This window comes from Jiella flava (genome assembly GCF_017349315.1).
In the GTDB taxonomy this organism is placed as follows: domain Bacteria; phylum Pseudomonadota; class Alphaproteobacteria; order Rhizobiales; family Rhizobiaceae; genus Jiella; species Jiella flava.
Genome location: NZ_JAFMPP010000007.1, coordinates 199983 through 217389 on the forward strand (window position 1 = coordinate 199983; position 17407 = coordinate 217389).

The following is a 17407-nucleotide window of genomic DNA, read 5'->3' on the forward strand; positions in this document are numbered from 1 at the left end:
AACCGTTTGAAGAGACAATGACATGGTAAATGATTTCCACCCAGGAAGGTTTGTCCATGTCGCGTTTGCTGACGGCCAGTCTCGCCCTCACCCTCGCTTTGTCTGCCGCAGGCATCGCGCCGGCGAGAGCCGATAGCGACGAAGCCTTCTTCAGGCGCGTCACCGGCCAGTGGTCTGGGCCGGGCGAGATCGTCGCCGGCAAATATAAGGGCACGAAGTTCGTCTGCACTTTCTCCGGAAATCAGAACGAGAAGGCGGTGGGCGTCGAGCTCGACGGCTCCTGCCGCGTCGGCCTGTTCTCCCAACCGATGCATGCCGAGGTGGTCCGCTCCGGTCGCAGCTATCGCGGCGCGTTTCAGGATGGCGCCAAGGGCAAGGGCCTCGACATCGTTTCCGGCCAAGTGATGGACGACCATATTGTCGTCGGCCTCGACCGCAAGAAGCTGAAAGGCGCGATGATCGCCCGGCTGGAGGACGACGACGCGCTGTCAATCACCGTTTCGGTGAAGGTCGCCTCGCAGCTCGTCCCCGTGATCGGGATGAATCTGAAGCGGCAGGGCGGCATGCGCCAGAGCGCGCTGTCGGAGTAATCCCGTCGTCTCCAGCAGCCCGTATGGCCGCCGGTCGCAAAGCCGATGTATCGACTCGATCCGATCGCGCGTCCTTTCTGCGTCCGATCGGACGCAGGGCGCGCTAACGGCGTTCGTGCCACCAATCCCGCTCGGGGCCGAGCGCCTCGATGCCATCCCGAGCGATGGACGCCAGATGCGCCGCCACGGTCGCGCCGGCGATGACGGCATCCGGCGCGATATCGGCGAGCGGCACCAGGACGAAACCACGTTCGGTCAGACGCGGATGCGGCAATGTCAGCGTGTTATCGTGATACGCCTCGCCGTCGACGTCCAAGACGTCGAGATCGAGCGTGCGCGGTCCCCAGCGCTCGCTGCGCACACGCTTGAATTGGCGCTCCGTCGCCAGGCAGAGATCGAGCAGCGCCCGCGGCGTCAGATCCGTATTGAGTGCGGCGCAGGCGTTGAGAAACGCCGGCTGATCCGTATTGCCCCAGGGCGGCGTGCGAAAGAGCCGTGACACCGCGCACACCCGGCAATCCGACCGCGCGTCGATCGCCCGCAGCGCCGCTGCCATCGTCTCTGCCGGATCGCCGAGATTGCCGCCGAGCCCGACAAGCGCGCGCACCCTCACCAGCGCTCCCCCTTCAGCGCCCGGCGCATCGCATCGGCGATCGCCAGCGCGTCGCGATTGGCCGGCACATTGTGAACGCGGAAGATGTCGGCACCGCGCTCGCGTAAGAGCACGCTCGTCGCCGCCGAGGCGATATCGGGCTCGGGATCCTCCCGGCCGATCGTGCTGCGCACGAAGCGCTTGCGCGAGGTGCCGACGAGCAGCGGATGCCCGAGCGCCAGAAGCTCCGGCATCCGGGCGAGCAGAATAAGATTTTCCGGCCCGTCCTTGGCAAAGCCGAAACCGGGATCGAGCACGATCGCCTCCTTGGCGACTCCTGCCTCGGCCGCGATCTCGAGCGAGCGGCGCAAGAAGAGAAACTGGTCCGCGATCACGTCCGGCAGCGTGTCGCGCTCACGGCCGGTGTGCATCAAACAAAGGCCGGCGCCGGTTTCCGCCGCGACCTTGGCGATCGCCGGATCCTTTTGTGCGCCGAACACGTCATTGACGATATGGGCACCCGCCGCGATCGCCAGCCGCGCGGTCTCGGAACGGTAGGTATCGACCGAAATCAGACAGTCGGAGCGCTGCACCAGCGCTGCGATCACCGGCATGATCCGGCGTTGTTCCTCGGCGGCGTCGACGGGCGTCGCGCCGGGCCGGGTCGATTCCCCGCCGATATCGATGATCGTCGCGCCCTGATCCAGCATCCGCAACGACTCGTCGACCGCCGCTTCGACCGAGGCGTATCGGCCACCATCGGAAAAGCTATCCGGTGTGGCGTTGAGAATGCCCATGATGGTGGCGCAGGCACCAAGTTCGAGACTCCGCCCGTGGGCAAGCTTCCAAACACCGCCGCGCGGCTCGATTGCTTCCATGTTGTCGCACTCCCTGCCTGCGCGTCCGGCAGAACCGAACCGCCAGCGTCATTTGGGTAACCTTCGCGAAAAGATTGCGCAATCGCCGTGTCGCCACGGCTTGCCTCAGCTTCGCGTTGATCTAACGTAACCCTTCGTTTCTTTGGCATTTTTTCATAAGGGCGACGCACATGATGATGAAATCGATCCGGCTTGCGGCCGCACTTTTGATCATGCTGCCTGTCTGCACAAATGCCGCGACGATCCGGGAAACGACCAGCTATTTTATCATCCGCGGCAAGACGCTCAATGAACTCGACCGCAGTCTCAACAGCCATAGCCCCTATGTCGCCGCAACCGGAGCCCGCCATCCCGGCGTGACCGAAGTGACCTTCGGCGGCAAGATCACCTACAAGCAAACGCCCCAGGGATGTGCGGTCGACCAGGCCCATATGTCGTTGACCCTGAAGATCACCTTGCCGAAATGGATCCCGCCGCGAGGGGTCGATGCCCGCACCAAGCTGATCTGGGACACGCTCGCCGCCGACATCAAGCGGCACGAGGACGGCCATGCCGCGATCGCCAAAAATCACGTGAAGCGGATGGAATCGGCGATCCGCAATCTGAGCCCGGAGCAAACCTGCCCGGAGATGGAAGCGAAAGTGAACACCGTCGCCGCCCGCTATCTCGCCAGCCACGAGCGGGCACAGCTGGAATTCGACACGGTCGAGGGCCGCGAGGTGAATTTCCGCCTCCATCGTGCCTTGGCGCGGGCAATGGACGCCGCTCAAAGCCGCTAACGCATCGGCCAGAAAGTCGAAATCAATTTTCAGCAAAGCCCGATGCGCAGCTTCGAGGCTTGGGAGCGCCGACCATAGCGGACACGGTGGGTCAGCCCGTCAACCGCCGCCACCCCGAAGCCAGACGACGATGCCGCCGCATCCGACACTCTGACGCTCGGCTCAGCTCTGCTGTTCGGGAACGTGCAAGATGAGGCCGTCGAGTTCCGGCCGCAACTTGATCTGGCACGAGAGGCGGGAGTTCGGCTGCGGCTCAAAGGCGAAGTCGAGCATGTCTTCTTCCATCGCCTCGGGCTCGCCGACTTTCTCCCGCCAGGCTTCGTCGACATAGACGTGACAAGTCGCACAGGCGCAGGCGCCGCCGCATTCCGCATCGATCCCCGGCACGTCATTGCGCACGGCATTTTCCATCGCCGTGGTGCCGTCGGCCGCGTCGAGATCGTAGCGCGCCCCGTCCGCGGTCTGAAATGTGATCTTCGTCATGCCCGGCAGGCCCTGATTTCAGCGTCATCGGTCAAGCCGGCGACCGACCGCGATGACGACGGCCAGCGCCTTGTTAGAATGGTGTTAGAGAGACCGCACCGCCGGAGTCAATCGAAACGGCGGCATTTCTTACCGCAAGCCACGGCCATGACGCGACTCAGCGTCCCGCCGCCGCGCTTCGTCATCAACGACGCCGTGCAGGACTTCTGCGCTCAACGTCGGGCGAGTTCGCGGGCGAAGGCGGCGGTGTCGTCGAGTTCGGCGACCAGCGCGGCCACGGCGTCCAGATCGCCCGGCGTTCTTTCCAACTGCTCGGCCGCGTCGGCCAACCGAAACGCACCGAGATTGCGGGCCGCCCCTTTCAGGGAGTGGGCGATTCGCGCGCGCTCCTCCTCCAGCGCCGTCGCGATGATCGGCCGCGCGCGTTCGATCTGAATGACCAGAAGGCCAAGAACTTCGCTCTCCAGCGCCTGGTCACCTGCCGTTTGCCGAGCGAGATAAACGAGGTCGATTGGCGAACACCGCGACGGGCACGATCCGCTCTCGCCTGCGGTGGCGGCGGTTTCGAGCTCGCATTCGAGTTTGATGGCATGCGCCATAATTTGCTCCGATATGGCCTTGGACGGAACCTCCCATCACAGCAGGGTCTCGCGCTTTGGTATGGAATTGATTAAGCTCGCGGCGAAAATGCCGACAAAAGCTGCCCGGGTCGAGTCGGCGCAATCCCTTTCTCCACAGGGCTGACAGCGAAATAATTTGCATTTCCGCAATCAGTGTTAACCTTATGTTTAAACTTTGAGGGATTGCGCGGCTTTACGGTTTCTTTCAATCCGCCGCGCCACTAACATTTAAAGTGAAATTCCGTGGGCTCTAAGCCCTCGGTCGAAGCATGATTGGCTCGGCCGAAACACCAGTGCTGGTCGCAAGGGGCGGAGCGGCAGAAGCCGCACTCCCTTCGGCAAGTCGGTAACGGATCCATTGAGTATCGAGGCGCAACGGCCATGTCCAAGACGAAACCCTTCGAACAGCTTTCCGACGACGCCGTAAGCGAGCTGGAAGAGGCCCTGGCTGAACTCCAGATGGGCGGCGCCGACGAGAAGGCCGAGCCGGAGGCGCAAGTGGGCGCCGTCACCGACCGCCTGGACGATGCGACCTTTGAAGAAGCCATCGAGGCCTCGCTTTCGCTCGACGATTTCGAGCGGCAGATCAGCGCGACGGCCACCGAGCTGCGCAGTGACGAAGCCGTGTCGGTCCGGACCGAAGGCGCCGCAGCAGCGGCAGCGAGCGTGGCGGGGGCACGCGCCAACGCCGCGCCGCGCACCGCTCCTGAAGCCGAGACCAAAACACAGGCCAATGAGGCGCCCGGCGGCGGAGCTTCGGAGCGCCGCGCGCCCGAGCCCGAGCACCCCCGCGCCTACACCCAGCGGCCGGCCAATGACGAGGATCGCCGCGCCGCGGTCTGGGCTGAAGCGCTGCTGCAGCGCCGCGCGTCGAAAACGCCGATCTGGATCGCCCTCGGCCTTTCGGCCCTGTGGCTCGGCGGCGTCGCATTTGGCGCCACCTCGATCTATGGCAGCAATCTCTCCAGCCTGACGTCGGGCCTTGCCGATCCGCTCCGCCAGGGCGAATTGCTGGTGCTCGCCGCGATCGCCCTGTTGCCGCCGATCCTGTTCATTGCCGCCGGCTTGATGATCCGCCGCTCAGCCGACATGCGGCTGATGAGCCGCTCGCTCGCCGAGGTGGCGATGCGCCTCGCCGAGCCTGAAAACGTCGCGACCGAACGGGTGATGAGCGTCGGCCAGGCCGTTCGCCGCGAAATCTCCGGCCTCGCCGAGGGTGTCGAGCGCGCCTTGTCGCGCACATCCGACCTCGAACATCTGGTGCGCGACGAGGTCAGCGCACTGGAGCGGGCTTATGCCGACAACGAGGTCAAGATCCGGACCCTCGTGCAGGATCTCGGCTCCGAGCGCGAGGCGATGCTCTCCCATGCCGAGCGGCTGCGGTCCGCGGTTCTTGGCTCGCACCAGCGTCTCGTCGGCGACGTCGAGACCACCTCGGACACCGTGCTTGCCCGCATCGAAGAGGCCTCGCAGCGCTTCACCGCGCTGATCGAAGAGCGTAGCGCCGCCTTTACCCGCGAATACGAGACCAACAACGAGCAGCTCTCCGACCTCTTGGAAAGCCGCAGCCGAACCTTGCGCGAGCAGATGCTGAGCGAGGGCGAGTCGCTGCTCAACCGCTTCGAAGAGGCGGCCGCCAAGGCCAGCCAGAAGCTGATCGGCGTCAGCGAACAGATCACTGGCGATCTCGACGATCGCTCGGGGCGCATCGGTGAAGAGCTGGAGGAGCGCAGCACCAAGATCGTCGCCTTCCTCGGCGAGCGCGCCGGCGAGATTGCCCAGATCATCGGCAACGACTCGGGCGCCCTGGTCGGCCACATCGCCGCGACGGCCGAAGACGCCGCGCAGCGCATGCGTGAGACCAACGACACGCTGGCCCGCGAGCACGAAGCCCGCAGCCGCGCCATCGCCGAGGACGTCGAAGCCCGCGGTGCCCGACTCACCGAACTCTTTGAAGCCAAGAGCGCCGAGCTCGACACGCGGCTCACCGATCTGTCGGATCGCCTGGTCGCCGACATGTCCTTCACCACCGAAAACGCCACCAGCCAGATCGGCTCGGTCGGCGACGAGATCACCCGCGCCCTCGACGAGCGCACCGCACTGCTTGCCAGAGAATTCGAAACCCGCAGCCAGGCGCTGCTCGCCAGCTTCGACGAAAAGAGCAGCGCGCTCGGCGACGGCATGCGCGAAACCAGCGAAGCGCTCAACGCTCGCGCCACCGACCTCACCGGCCAGCTCACCGCGATCGGCACGGAGGTCGTCAGCCGCATGATCGCCTCGGCCGATGCGGCCACCGGTCTGGTGCGCTCGCGGACCGAGATGCTGGCGGAATATGGCGACAAGTTCATCGCTGGCCTCGCCGAGGCGCTGGACGACCGCGCCCTGACCCTGCGCCTTCAGGGCGAGACCTTCCTCGACGGGCTCGACACGCTGTTCAACGAGCGGCTGGAGGCCATCGAGACGCAGGGCCAGGCGTTCCAGACCGGCTTGGTGACAGAGATCGACGGCCGCCGCGAGCGGCTGGAGGAGACCGGCAGCCGCTTCCTCAAGACCGCCGAGGTCGAGCTGGAAGGTCGCGCCACCCGCATCCGGCAGCTGTTGGCGGAGAGCAACACCGACACGCTCGGCGGCCTCGACCAGCGCATCGAGGTCATCGAGAAGGCCTTCGACGAGCGCGGCCCGGCCCTCATCGCGGCGATCGAGAATCGCGCCAACGCCATCGAGGTTTCGAGCGATCGGATCTCGAGCGCCATCACCGACCGCTCGAACACCTTCGCGCAGACCCTGGCCGAACGCACCCGCGAGATCCTCGGCGCCTTCGCGAAGAGCAATGCCGACATCTCCGAGCTGACGCAGAGCGCCGTCGTTACCGCCGACACCACGCTGAAGGCCCGCACCGACGAACTGCGCGTGCTGTTGAATGAGCGCGAGAGCGGCCTCAACACGCTGATGACCGAGCGTGTCAACACCCTCTCCGAAGCCCTCGACGCGCGCCTTCTGTCGCTCGACCTTTCCGCCGACAGCCGCATCGACGCGATTAACGAGCGCGCCGGCCAGGTCACCGACAAGCTGGAAAACGCCGCCGAGCACATTCAAAGCGTCCTCACCGCCCGCCGCGACGAGATCGAGGCGGTCATGGGCCGCGTCGCCGACGGCTTCGAGGCGAGCTTCGCGACCCGCGTCCAGCATCTGGAAAACTCGTTCGCCGAGCATGCCGGGCGTTTCACCCGGGCAATCGACGATGCCCAGCGCATCCTCGCCGACGACATGGGCATCAAAACCGGCAAGGTGGCCGAACGCATCGAAGCCGTAGTCGATGAGGTCCGGCAGGCGGTCGGCACGGCAGAGGGCGCGCTCACCCGCGGTCTCGACGACCAGGCGGCAATGTTCTCCTCGCTTTTCGACGAGCGGCGCAGCGCCATCGAGCAGCTGTTGTCGATGTCGGAGGATTCGATCGTCAATTCGCTCGACCGGCGGATCGAGAAGATCGCCGCGACATTGGCCGAGCGCGGCGCCAAGATCGAACAATCGATCGATGGAGAAAATTCCAACTTCATCAAATCTTTGGACGAAAAATCTCAAGCACTGCTTGAAGGCTTAGACCAGCGGTCCACGGCGCTCGACAATGGCCTTGCCGATCGTCTTCAGGCCAGTGCCGAGCTGCTTGACACCGCCGAGCGGACGCTCACCCAGAGCTTCGACGCCCGCAAGAACGACCTCGCGGAAATTCTCGATCAGCGCGCGCAGGCACTGCAGCATCTCGGCGACGAGATGCCGGTTCGCGTGGCCGCCGCGATCAATGAGCGCTTGCGGGGCATCGCCACCGGATTCGACGAGATTGTCGCCTCGATCGTCGAGGAGATCGCCGAGCGCATCGGCTCCCTCGGCACCTCGTTGGAAGACACCCGCGCCTCTCTCATCGGCACGCTCGAGGCCGAGACCGGCCGCTTCCGCAGCGAACTCGACGAGCGGACACAGAGCTTCGAGGACCATCTTTCGGTGTCCGCCGGCAGCCAGCTCGTCGCCATCGAGAGCGCGCTGGCGATGGTCGTCGAAGGTCTCGACGAGCGTCTCGCCCGCCTCAACACCGCGGCCGAAAATGCCAAGACGGAGCTGGAAAGCAGCCTGAACTCGGAAGTCGAGACGCTGCGCAACGCCATCACCTCCGGCATCGGCGGCCTGTCCGGCGAGTTGGAAGGAACCGGCCTGTCCTTGAGCGAAACGATCGCCACCCGCATCGACGAGCTGAAGGCTGCCTCGCAAGGCGCCGACGTGAGTATCCGCGAGAGCATCGACGAGCGCATCGAGCGTCTCAGCGGCCTACTGAACGGCAGCCGCGACGCCATCGGCTCGACCCTCGACCGCGGCATCGGCGTGCTCGAAGAGGAGATCAAAGAGCGGATCAACCGTGTCGGCGAGAACCTCGACTCCCGCACCGCCTCCCTGCGCGCCATCATCGAGGACGCCCGCGGCATTCTGGTCGAAGGCCTCGACCAGCGCCTCAGTGCCATCCAGGCGATCGTCAATGGATCTGAAGGGACCATCCTCTCGGCCCTCGACAAACGCCGCGACGAATTCAGCGCCCAGATCGAAAGCGGCCGCACGGCGCTCGACTCGACGCTGGAAGACCGCATCGCCGCGCTTTCCGACGCGCTGTTCGAGGCGGATCTTAAGCTGGCGACGGCCTTCGAGGCCCGGCGCGACAGCCTTGCGTCGGTGATCGAGGGGGCGGTTGGCTCAGCCGCGGCAACGCTTGAAGATCGCGCCGACGACATGCGGCGGACGATCGAACAGTCGGTCAGCGACATCTCTCTGGCGATGGAAACCCGACGCGACGATCTGCTCTCGGCGCTTGAGGGCGGTTCTTCCAACCTCGTCGGCGCCATCGATCAACGTACCGAGGCCATCGCCTCGGCGCTGGAGCGCGGCCTCGGCAATGTCGAGAACACGCTCAACAGCCGCACCACGTCGATCGCCGAGGCGATCCGCGGCACCGTCGCTCAGGCGACCGCCGCGATGGCACAGGAGGCCGATCGAGCTCGAGAGGGCCTGATGGCCGAGGCCGCCAAGGTCTCGACCAGCGTCAACGACATCTCCCATTTGTTCGACGCGGCTAGCGAGGACGCCCGCCAGCGCATCGCCAGCGAGGCCGAGCGGCTCACGGAACGGCTTGGCACTCTTGCCAACGAACTGGCCGAGCGCACAGAGACGGCCGGTAGCCGGCTGGTCAGCGAGGGCGGCCGCATCGCCGAGACGATCAGCGGCTCGGCCGAGGTCATCCGCTCGCTGTCGGAAGATTCCCGCTCACGCTTTGCCACCGAGGCCGAGGCCCTGGCGACCCAGATCGCCCAGCTCTCCGGCGACATTCGTCAGGAGGCCGACGCGGTGCGCGAGCAACTCGCTCAGCAGCGGTTGGCGCTGGTCGACACACTGTCGGGTATTTCCGGCTCGGTGGCGAGCGAGTTCGACCGCAACGCCGAGACGTTTGCCGAGCGTGTGCTCTCGGCCGGTCAGGAACTGCGCCGGATCACCGATCTCAACCGGGCGCATCTCACCGGCGATGCCGGCCGGATGAGCGACGAGTTCGCCCAAACGGTCGCCAGGATGAACGAGCTTGCCCAGCAGGCCGAAGCGGCACTTCGCACCAATAGCGAGGACTTCTCTGCCCGCGTCACCGGTGCGTCCGGCGCCATGCGCGCCGCGACCAGCGACATTGCCTCGGCGCTGGAAGAAAAGGCCGAGACCTTCTCCGCGGAACTCGCCAGCGTCACCCGGCGGCTCTCCGACCTTCTGGAGGCAAGTCCGGTCAGCGGTCAGATCGAGGCTTCGACCGCCCGGCTCCGCGACGAGATGGTCGGTTCGTCCGAGGCGCTGCGAAGCGAAGTGGCTGGCGTCGTGGCCCAGCTGCGCGGCGAAGTTGCCACCGTCTCCGGCCATCTGGCCAACGATGCTGAGACCATCCGCGACGAGATCGCCAATCGCGGCAATGACCTGTCGCAGCAGATTGCGGCGATCTCGGAAATCATCCGCCTGGAGACCGAGCGCGCCCGCGTCGCGCTGCTCGACAGCGCCGGTTCGGTCGGCGACGAGCTTTCGGGCCGGATGAACGACGCCGAGCGGGCGCTCGCCACCCGCACCCGGATGATGAACGAGGATCTGGAGGAAAAGACCCGCAACCTCGCCGCCATGCTGTCGGCCCGTAACGCCGAAATCAGCCGCATTCTCGACGAGGAAGCCCGCCCGATGCTGTCGCAGATCGGCGACGGCGGCACGGAACTCGCCAAGCTGCTGCAATTCAGCACCCGCGAAGCAGCCGAGAAGCTGAGAGCCGAAAACGCTTCGCTCGCCGCGGCTCTCGGCCGCCGGGCGCAGGAGACGATTGCCCAGCTGTCGGAATCGTCTGACGCAATCCTCGGAGCCCTCGACGAAAAGGCTGCCTCGACGGTGGGCATGGTCGGCGAGATGCGCGAGCAGCTCCAGCGCGACGTCGGCTCGCTGATCGGCCGTCTCGCCCAGACGTCCAGTTCGCTGCGTGGGCTGGTCGAGGAGACGGCCAGCAATCTCGGCGCCATCGACGGCGTGCTGCGGGAAAGCAGCCAGCGCTTTACCAAGGATGCCGAGAAGGCCACCAACTCGATTTCGCTCAGCGCCCGGATGCTCGACAGCAATATCGACCGTCTGGACAAGCTTTCGCTCTCGGCCTTCTCGAAGGTCGCGTCGATGGCCGATCGCTTCCAGGAACACAGCACCGTCCTCGCCGAGACCGTCGGTCTCTTGGAGAACCGTGAAGCGAGCCTGCGTTCGGTGGTCGAGGGCGGTCATGCCGGTCTCGACGAGCTGTCAAGCAATCTCGTCACCCGATCCGAGGAAATCGGCGGCCTCATGCGCTCCTTCGAAGAGGTGGTGAATGGCCTGTTCGACCGGACCGAGCAGCGCTCGCGGCTGATCTCCGAGCGTCTTGCCAGCGAAGTCGGCACAAAGCTCGGCGACGTCGATCGTCAGATGATCGAGGCCGAGGAGCGGTCGCGCCAGACCGCCGCAACACTGCGCGAGACCATCCAGAACGCTCTGGAGGACGCCGGTGCCCGCTTCGAGCGTTCGACCGAGACCATCCGTCAGGCGGCCGGCGACATCCGTTCCGAACTCGACACCGCCCGCACCGAGATCAAGCGCGGCGTGTTCGAGCTGCCGGAGGAGACCCGCACCAGCACCGAAGCGATGCGGCGAGCGGTCTCCGACCAGATCCGCGCACTGCGGGAGCTGTCGGACATCGTTTCCCAGTCAGGCCGTGCGCTCGATATCGGCGACCGCTCGCAACCAAAGCCGCAGCGGCCGCTCCGCCCCGAGCCCGCTCGTCCAGCCGCGCCGCAGGCCAAACAGCCTGAGCCGGAGCCGTCAAAGCCCGAGTTCGACTTCAGCGACGATGACGCCTTCGACGTCGAGCGGGAGATCGCCGCCTCGTTCATGACCGACGGCAATCTCGCCCGCGACCTGCGCGGCTCGAATTTCGATCCGCCGCGCAGCGAGCCGCAAAAGCCGACCGCGAGCGATCTGCGCGGCCAAACCCAGACGACGCCGAGCACCGCCCGGGCCGTTCAAAGCGGGACCGGTTCGTCCACCGGGTCAAGCCTCGGCAGCACCGGTTCGATCGGCACCAGCAAAGCCGCGACGAACACGCCGCTGCGGCCGGCAGACCCGCCGCGCGCGTCGAGCGAGCGTCCGGTGGATCGTGGCACCGGCTGGGTGTCGAGCCTCTTGCGCCGGGCGTCGGAGGATGACGAGCCGATCAGCACCGATCTCGGCAAACCCCAGCAGCAACCGACGGCGGTCTTGCCAAGCGTCGGCCGCACGCCTGCAACGCCTGAGCGCTCGCCCGATCACGTGGTGGAATCGCTGAACTCGCTGTCCATGGACATCGCCCGGGCGATCGATCACAACGCCTCAGTCGACCTTTGGGACCGCTATCGCCGCGGCGAGCAGAATGTCTTCACCCGCCGGCTCTACACCATGCAGGGCCAGCAGACCTTTGACGACATCCGCCGCAAGTACCAGCGCGACACCGAGTTCCAGGCGGCGGTGGACCGCTACATCGCCGACTTCGAGGCGCTTTTGCAGGACATTTCCCGCAACGATCCGGAAAGCCGCGTCTCGCGCAGCTACCTGTCCTCCGACACGGGCAAGGTCTATACAATGCTCGCCCATGCCTCGGGACGGTTCGATAGCTGACACCATCGGTCCTCCGGCCCGCTCGCAACGACCCAATCAAAGGCCCCGGGATCGTCTAGAGCATGGTGCCGAAAAGTTGCATGACTTTTCGGGTCACATCATGCGGCAAAACAATGGCTTAGAGCGGAATGGCGATCCAGTTTATCGCATTCCGCTCTAATCCCGGGGTCATTGTTTTTGTGACCGACCAGCGTCGGACAATGCCCGGTGGGCAAAGCTCGCAAAGCGGATTTGAGCGCCCTGCGTCCTATCGGACGCAGAAAGGTCGCTCTCACCCTTTGAATCGACGGATCGTGCTTTGCCGAAAATCGATTCCGATTTTCGGGCCGATGCTATAGAGCGGAATGCGATAAACTGGAATCGCCATTCCGCTCTAAGCCATTGTTTTGCCGCATGATGTGACCCGAAAAGTCATGCAACTTTTCGGCACCATGCTCTAGTCTGACGGCCATCGGTGTGGGGAACGATCCGAAAATCGCCGGCTTTGCGTGGTGAAGCCGGCTCGCTTCCAAGGCCCGCGTCGCCCGCCTCCACATGGCGCGTCGCAAACGGGGCCCTTCTGACAGCGGCACCGTCGTCGCTCGCAATCCGGGACGTTCGCTATGCGACAGCACCTCGCCGCCATCGGTCTCACCGCCTTGAGCCTGTTCAGTTTTGCGCCGAGCCAAGGCCAGGCCGCCGATCCCGGGCCGCAGCACGCGATCGCCATGCAGGGCAATCCCGCGCTTCCCGCCGATTTCAAGCAGTTGCCTTTCGTCAACGCCCAAGCCCCCCAGACCGGGACAATGCGCTATTGCGTCTTCGGCAATTTCGATAATCTCAACCCGGTCATCGTCCGCGGCGCGCTGACCACGGCGCGGGGGATCTGGTTCGACAAGGAATTCGGCAGCCTCGTCTTCGAACCGCTGATGCAGCGCTCGCCCGACGAGCCCTTCACCATGTATGGCCTGCTCGCCAAGAGCATCGAGACCGACGACAAGCGCAGCTTCGTCGAGTTCCAGCTCGATCCGAACGCGACGTTTTCCGATGGCCAGCCGGTGACGCCCGACGACGTCCTGTTCACGGTGAAGATGCTGCGCGAGCATGGTCGGCCACTCTATGCCAATTGGCTACGCCCGGCGGTGAAGATCGAGAAGGTCGGCGAACACGGCATCCGGTTCACCTTCGACAAGACGGCGGATCGCGAGACGCCGCTGTTGATCGCCGGTCTGCCGGTGCTCCCGAAACACGCCTTCGACGAAAAGACCTTCGAGCAGACGACCTTGAAGCCGGTGATCGGTTCCGGCCCCTATGTGATCGCCAATGTCAAACCCGGACAGCAGATCACCTACAAGAAGAACCCGAATTATTGGGGAAAGGATCTCCCGATCCGAAAAGGCTATTTCAACTACGATACGGTCATCGTCGACTATTACCGCGATTCCAACGCCCAGTTTGAAGCCTTCAAGAAGGGCAATTGCTACGTCTATCTGGAGGGCGACCCGAACCATTGGCGCACCGCCTACGACTTCCCGGCGGCCAAGGACGGCAGGGTGATCAAAGAGAGCTTTCACACCGGCGCGCCGGCCAACATGCTCGGCTTCGTGTTCAACACCCGCCGTCCGATCTTCGCCGACAAAGAGGTGCGCAAGGCCCTCGCCATGCTGTTCGATTTTCAGTGGGCCAACCGCAATCTCTATTATGGCGCCTATCAGCGCACCGGCTCGTTCTTTCAAGGATCGGAGCTTTCGGCGCTCGGACGCCCGGCGAGCGAGGCGGAGAAGAAGCTGCTCGCGCCCTATCCCGGCGATGTCGATCCGGACGTGATGGACGGCACCTACAAGCCGGCCGTCAGCGACGGCTCCGGCTTCGATCGCAAGGTGCTGCGCGCGGCGCTGCAGATCTTCGAAAAGGCCGGCTACACATTCAAGGGCAGCCAGCTCGTGGGCCCCAACGGAGCGGCGCTCAGCTTTGAAGTGCTGGTCCAGTCGCCCTCGCAGGAAAAAATGGCGCTGGCCTATCAGCGCACGCTCGCGCGGCTGGGCATCCAGATGAATGTCCGGCTGGTCGACGATTCCCAGTATCAGGCCCGCAAGGATGCCTTCGATTACGACATGATCATCAACGCCTATTCGGCCTCGCTGTCGCCGGGCGCCGAGCAATTCTACCGCTGGGGATCACGGGCCAAGGACATCCACGGCTCATTCAACTATGCCGGCGCCTCCGATCCCGCGATCGACGCGCTGATCGACAAGATCGTCACCGCCCGCTCGCGGGAGGACTTCGTGACGGCCGTGCGCGCCTACGACCGGGTGCTGATCTCCGGCTATTATGTCGTGCCGCTGTTCCACCTGCCGGAGCAGCGGCTTGCCCGCTGGTCGTTCATCAAACATCCGGAGAAGACGCCGCTCTACGGCTATCAGCTGCCGACCTTCTGGCGCCAGGACGATGGACGGACACCGCCGCCAGCGCAAGACGCTTCGGCCACAAGCGACAGCAAAGCCGGCAATTGAGCGCATGCCGTCACGCCGGGGCGGCTTGATCTCGACCGTCGCCGGATGCTGCCCGAAAGAAGCAGCGCCGGGAAGCGCTCCGCCTTATTTGGCGTCGGAGGACTGGAATCCGACCGGATCGACGATCCCTTGATCGCAGCCGCCGTCGGTCGGCCTCGCCGCGGCGATCAGCGCCGCGAGATCGGGGACGGAACTGATGTGGCCGGACAGGCCGATCGTCAGTTCGCCGATCAGCCGGCGATCGCGTCTGCCGGTACAGGCAACCCGGACACGCTCGCCTGCGCCATCACCGAAGGCCTCGTCGAACGCCTTGCGGATCTGGCCGCGGGTCAGCGTCTTGCCGATCGCATGGGCGAAAAGATCGCGCACGACGGAGCGGTTGATCTGATCCAGAATGGTGAGGCTGTCCTCAAAATAGTCTTCCGCCGATTTGCCATAGCAAGTGCCGTGCTTCAGCCACTCATGCTTTTCGAGGCCGGACTGCGTCCCGGGCATCGCCACCTTCAGCGCGTCGCGGGTGGCGGACGAGAGGTCGACCGCCGGCAGCTTGCCCCATTGGCCGGAATCGGCGGCGGCCTTGAGACTCGCCGAGACACCGCAATAGCTGCGCGAGCGCGGCTGCGGCCAAAGGCCGTGCAGGCTGAAGTGACTGGCATCGAAACGCTGCGGCGTCTGCGAGGCGCATTCCGCCTTGCCGTGGTGGCCCTCGCAGAAGGCCGGCTGCCAGCTGATGGCAAAGACGAACGCCGTGTGAGGCTTCTGTGACGCCCCATCCTTCGACCCCATCGCCGTCTTGGCGGGCGAAACCGAAGTTGCGGACGATGAACCGGCGGCGGTCATCGGGCCCGCTTCGGCGGCGGTCGCCGGCGCGCCGGCGGTGGACCCTCCGCCCGCCGCCGTCGGTGCCGTTGGCACCTTGCCGCTTGCTTGCGGCGCACCCTCGACGGCGACGATCTCGCCCGGATCGGCGGCGCCCTTGCCCTCGGTGACGAGCTTCACCCAATCGCCGCAGTCCTTGGCGATCCAGCGCCGCGGCGGATCGGCATCCGGGACGACGACGGCATAATACCGGCCTTGCGCCTTATTCTCGCCGAGGAGACCATAGGCGTGGTTGATTTCGAGCCTGGTCCCGTCGCTTTTTCCGCCGCCGCGGATCTCGGTGGTCGCGTCGCAAGCCTTGCGGGCGATCACGAATCCTTCCAGCGGTTGCTGCGCCGGAGCCGCCGTCGCGAGGAAAAGAGCAGCCGGACCGGCAGCACCAAGAGACCAACGCATCACCAAACTTCCCCCATGTCCGGCGGCGCGCACGACTGACCGCACACGTTGCAAATTACGTCACATGAGCGGATGGGTAAACCGCGCTCCGGTAGCAACCGATCGCCGGCGATCGCCTGAAGCGCGCGCTGCCTCCACAATCGGCGTGTCGACGCCAGTCAGCCGCGATTCCGCTTTTCCGCCTGAGCCCCATGAGTCTATGCTGATCAGACAATGGCAGCCAATAACGAGGAACGCGTTGCATTTCGACGAAGAAAAGTCTCTCGAGAGCCGCTCCGGCGCAACGCTTCACCTGTTTCAGACCGCTGCACGCATCGATCCCCGCGGCATTTTGCTCGTCCACCACGGGCTGGCCGAGCATGCCAGGCGCTATGGGGCCTTTGCCAGCGCGATCGCTGAGCAAGGCTTTCACGTTTTCGCCCACGATCATCGCGGCCACGGCTCGACCGTCGCCCCGGACGCACCACTGCGCCGCTTCGCGACCTCGGGCGGAGCGGAGAAGCTGCTGCGCGACTGCCGGGCGGTGCATGTGCACGCGCTGGAGACGTGCGGCCCGCTGCCTGTCATCGTCCTTGGCCATTCGCTCGGTGGTCACATCGCCCTCAACTACGGGGAGCGCTTCGGCCGCGATTTGGCTGGGCTCTGTATCTGGAACGCCGACGTCGCGCTCGGGCTCGACCGGCGTGTCGGCCGGATGGCGCTGAAGGTCGAAAAAGCGCTGAAAGGCTCGGACGTCGCCAGCGACCTGTCGCGGCGGATGATATTCGATAGTTGGGCAAAGACGATCTTGCCCCGACGAACGGATTTCGACTGGCTGAGCCACGATCCGGCGGTGGTCGACGCCTATATCGCCGATCCGCTCTGCGGCATTACGCCAACCGTTTCGATGATGGAGGACATCACCCGGCTGGTCTTTGAAGGCGGCTCGAAGGCCGGTCTGTCATTGCTGCCGCCGGAGCTGCCGATCCATCTTCTCGGCGGATCGGAAGATCCCGCCACGCGCAACGGCAAGGCGATCGCAGAGCTGGCCGCGGCGATGGAGGCGATCGGCTGCGAACACGTCCAGCATCTGGTTGTGCCCGGCGCGCGGCACGAGACGCTGCTTGAAACCGCGCCCTATCGCGAGCCGGCGATGGCCAGCCTGATCGCCTTTCTTCTCGACGTGACCGGCTGATTTAGAGCATCGGGCGTGAAGTCTGAATCCAGGGGTTCCGTTTTTTGCTGAAGTCTGATTCTGTGGTGCTGGAGGTGCGCCATGGGGAAAGCAGTTTCAGCAGATCTGCGGTTTCGGATCGTTCGGGGCATCGAGGCGGGCGGGTCGCGTCGCTCGATGGCGGCGCGGTTCGAAGTGGCGCCATCGACGGCGGTGCGGGTGCAGGCCCGCTATGCCGCAACGGGGTCGGTGGCACCGCTCAAGCAAGGCCGCCCGGCGGGATCGGGCAAGCTCGGCCCCTATCAAGACGCCATCATCG

10 protein-coding genes and 1 pseudogene are annotated in these 17407 nt (G+C 65.1%); 6 read left to right on the forward strand and 5 right to left on the reverse strand.

Features of this window, described 5'->3' with window-relative positions; all coding sequences use genetic code 11:
- The first annotated feature begins 56 nt into the window (after nt 1–56).
- Nucleotides 57–590: a hypothetical protein gene (locus J1C48_RS10425; protein WP_207257768.1), complete on the forward strand. Its 534-nt coding sequence runs from the start codon at nt 57–59 to the stop codon at nt 588–590.
- Nucleotides 591–693: 103 nt separating this feature from the next.
- Here J1C48_RS10425 and folK read toward each other — a convergent pair whose 3' ends face one another.
- Complete coding sequence (gene folK, locus J1C48_RS10430) at nt 694–1203, reverse strand: 2-amino-4-hydroxy-6-hydroxymethyldihydropteridine diphosphokinase (protein WP_207257769.1); 510 nt, start codon at nt 1201–1203, stop codon at nt 694–696.
- The gene (gene folP, locus J1C48_RS10435; RefSeq protein WP_207257770.1) at nt 1200–2060 is read right to left on the reverse strand and encodes a dihydropteroate synthase; all 861 of its coding nucleotides are present in this window, start codon (nt 2058–2060) and stop codon (nt 1200–1202) included. Before folP ends, folK begins: the two co-directional genes overlap by 4 nt.
- A gap of 170 nt (nt 2061–2230) precedes the next feature.
- On the opposite strand from folP, the gene J1C48_RS10440 reads away from it, so the two are divergent.
- Nucleotides 2231–2839: a DUF922 domain-containing Zn-dependent protease gene (locus tag J1C48_RS10440; protein WP_207257771.1), complete on the forward strand. Its 609-nt coding sequence runs from the start codon at nt 2231–2233 to the stop codon at nt 2837–2839.
- A 162-nt stretch (nt 2840–3001) separates the two neighbouring features.
- On the opposite strand, the gene J1C48_RS10445 is transcribed toward J1C48_RS10440, so the two are convergent.
- A complete protein-coding gene (locus J1C48_RS10445) occupies nt 3002–3322 on the reverse strand; it encodes a 2Fe-2S iron-sulfur cluster-binding protein (protein WP_207257772.1) in 321 nt (106 codons plus the stop codon).
- A 212-nt stretch (nt 3323–3534) separates the two neighbouring features.
- Nucleotides 3535–3921: an Hpt domain-containing protein gene (locus J1C48_RS10450; RefSeq protein ID WP_207257773.1), complete on the reverse strand. Its 387-nt coding sequence runs from the start codon at nt 3919–3921 to the stop codon at nt 3535–3537.
- Nucleotides 3922–4323: 402 nt separating this feature from the next.
- On the opposite strand from J1C48_RS10450, the gene J1C48_RS10455 reads away from it, so the two are divergent.
- On the forward strand, nt 4324–12168 hold the full coding sequence (locus J1C48_RS10455) for an apolipoprotein A-IV repeat region-like domain-containing protein (RefSeq protein ID WP_207257774.1): 7845 nt from the start codon (nt 4324–4326) through the stop codon (nt 12166–12168).
- Between the two features lie 602 nt (nt 12169–12770).
- Nucleotides 12771–14660 (forward strand): extracellular solute-binding protein, encoded by a 1890-nt coding sequence (locus tag J1C48_RS10460; RefSeq protein WP_231081675.1) that lies wholly within the window; start codon nt 12771–12773, stop codon nt 14658–14660.
- Nucleotides 14661–14744: 84 nt separating this feature from the next.
- On the opposite strand, the gene J1C48_RS10465 is transcribed toward J1C48_RS10460, so the two are convergent.
- Nucleotides 14745–15935 carry a ribonuclease T2 family protein gene (locus J1C48_RS10465; protein WP_207257775.1) on the reverse strand — a complete coding sequence of 397 codons (1191 nt, stop codon included), beginning with the start codon at nt 15933–15935 and terminating at the stop codon, nt 14745–14747.
- Nucleotides 15936–16173: 238 nt separating this feature from the next.
- Between J1C48_RS10465 and J1C48_RS10470 the strand changes: the two genes are divergently transcribed.
- The gene (locus J1C48_RS10470; protein ID WP_231081674.1) at nt 16174–17109 is read left to right on the forward strand and encodes an alpha/beta fold hydrolase; all 936 of its coding nucleotides are present in this window, start codon (nt 16174–16176) and stop codon (nt 17107–17109) included.
- 81 nt (nt 17110–17190) lie between these two features.
- Nucleotides 17191–17407: pseudogene (locus tag J1C48_RS10475) on the forward strand (IS630 family transposase); the annotation flags it as partial.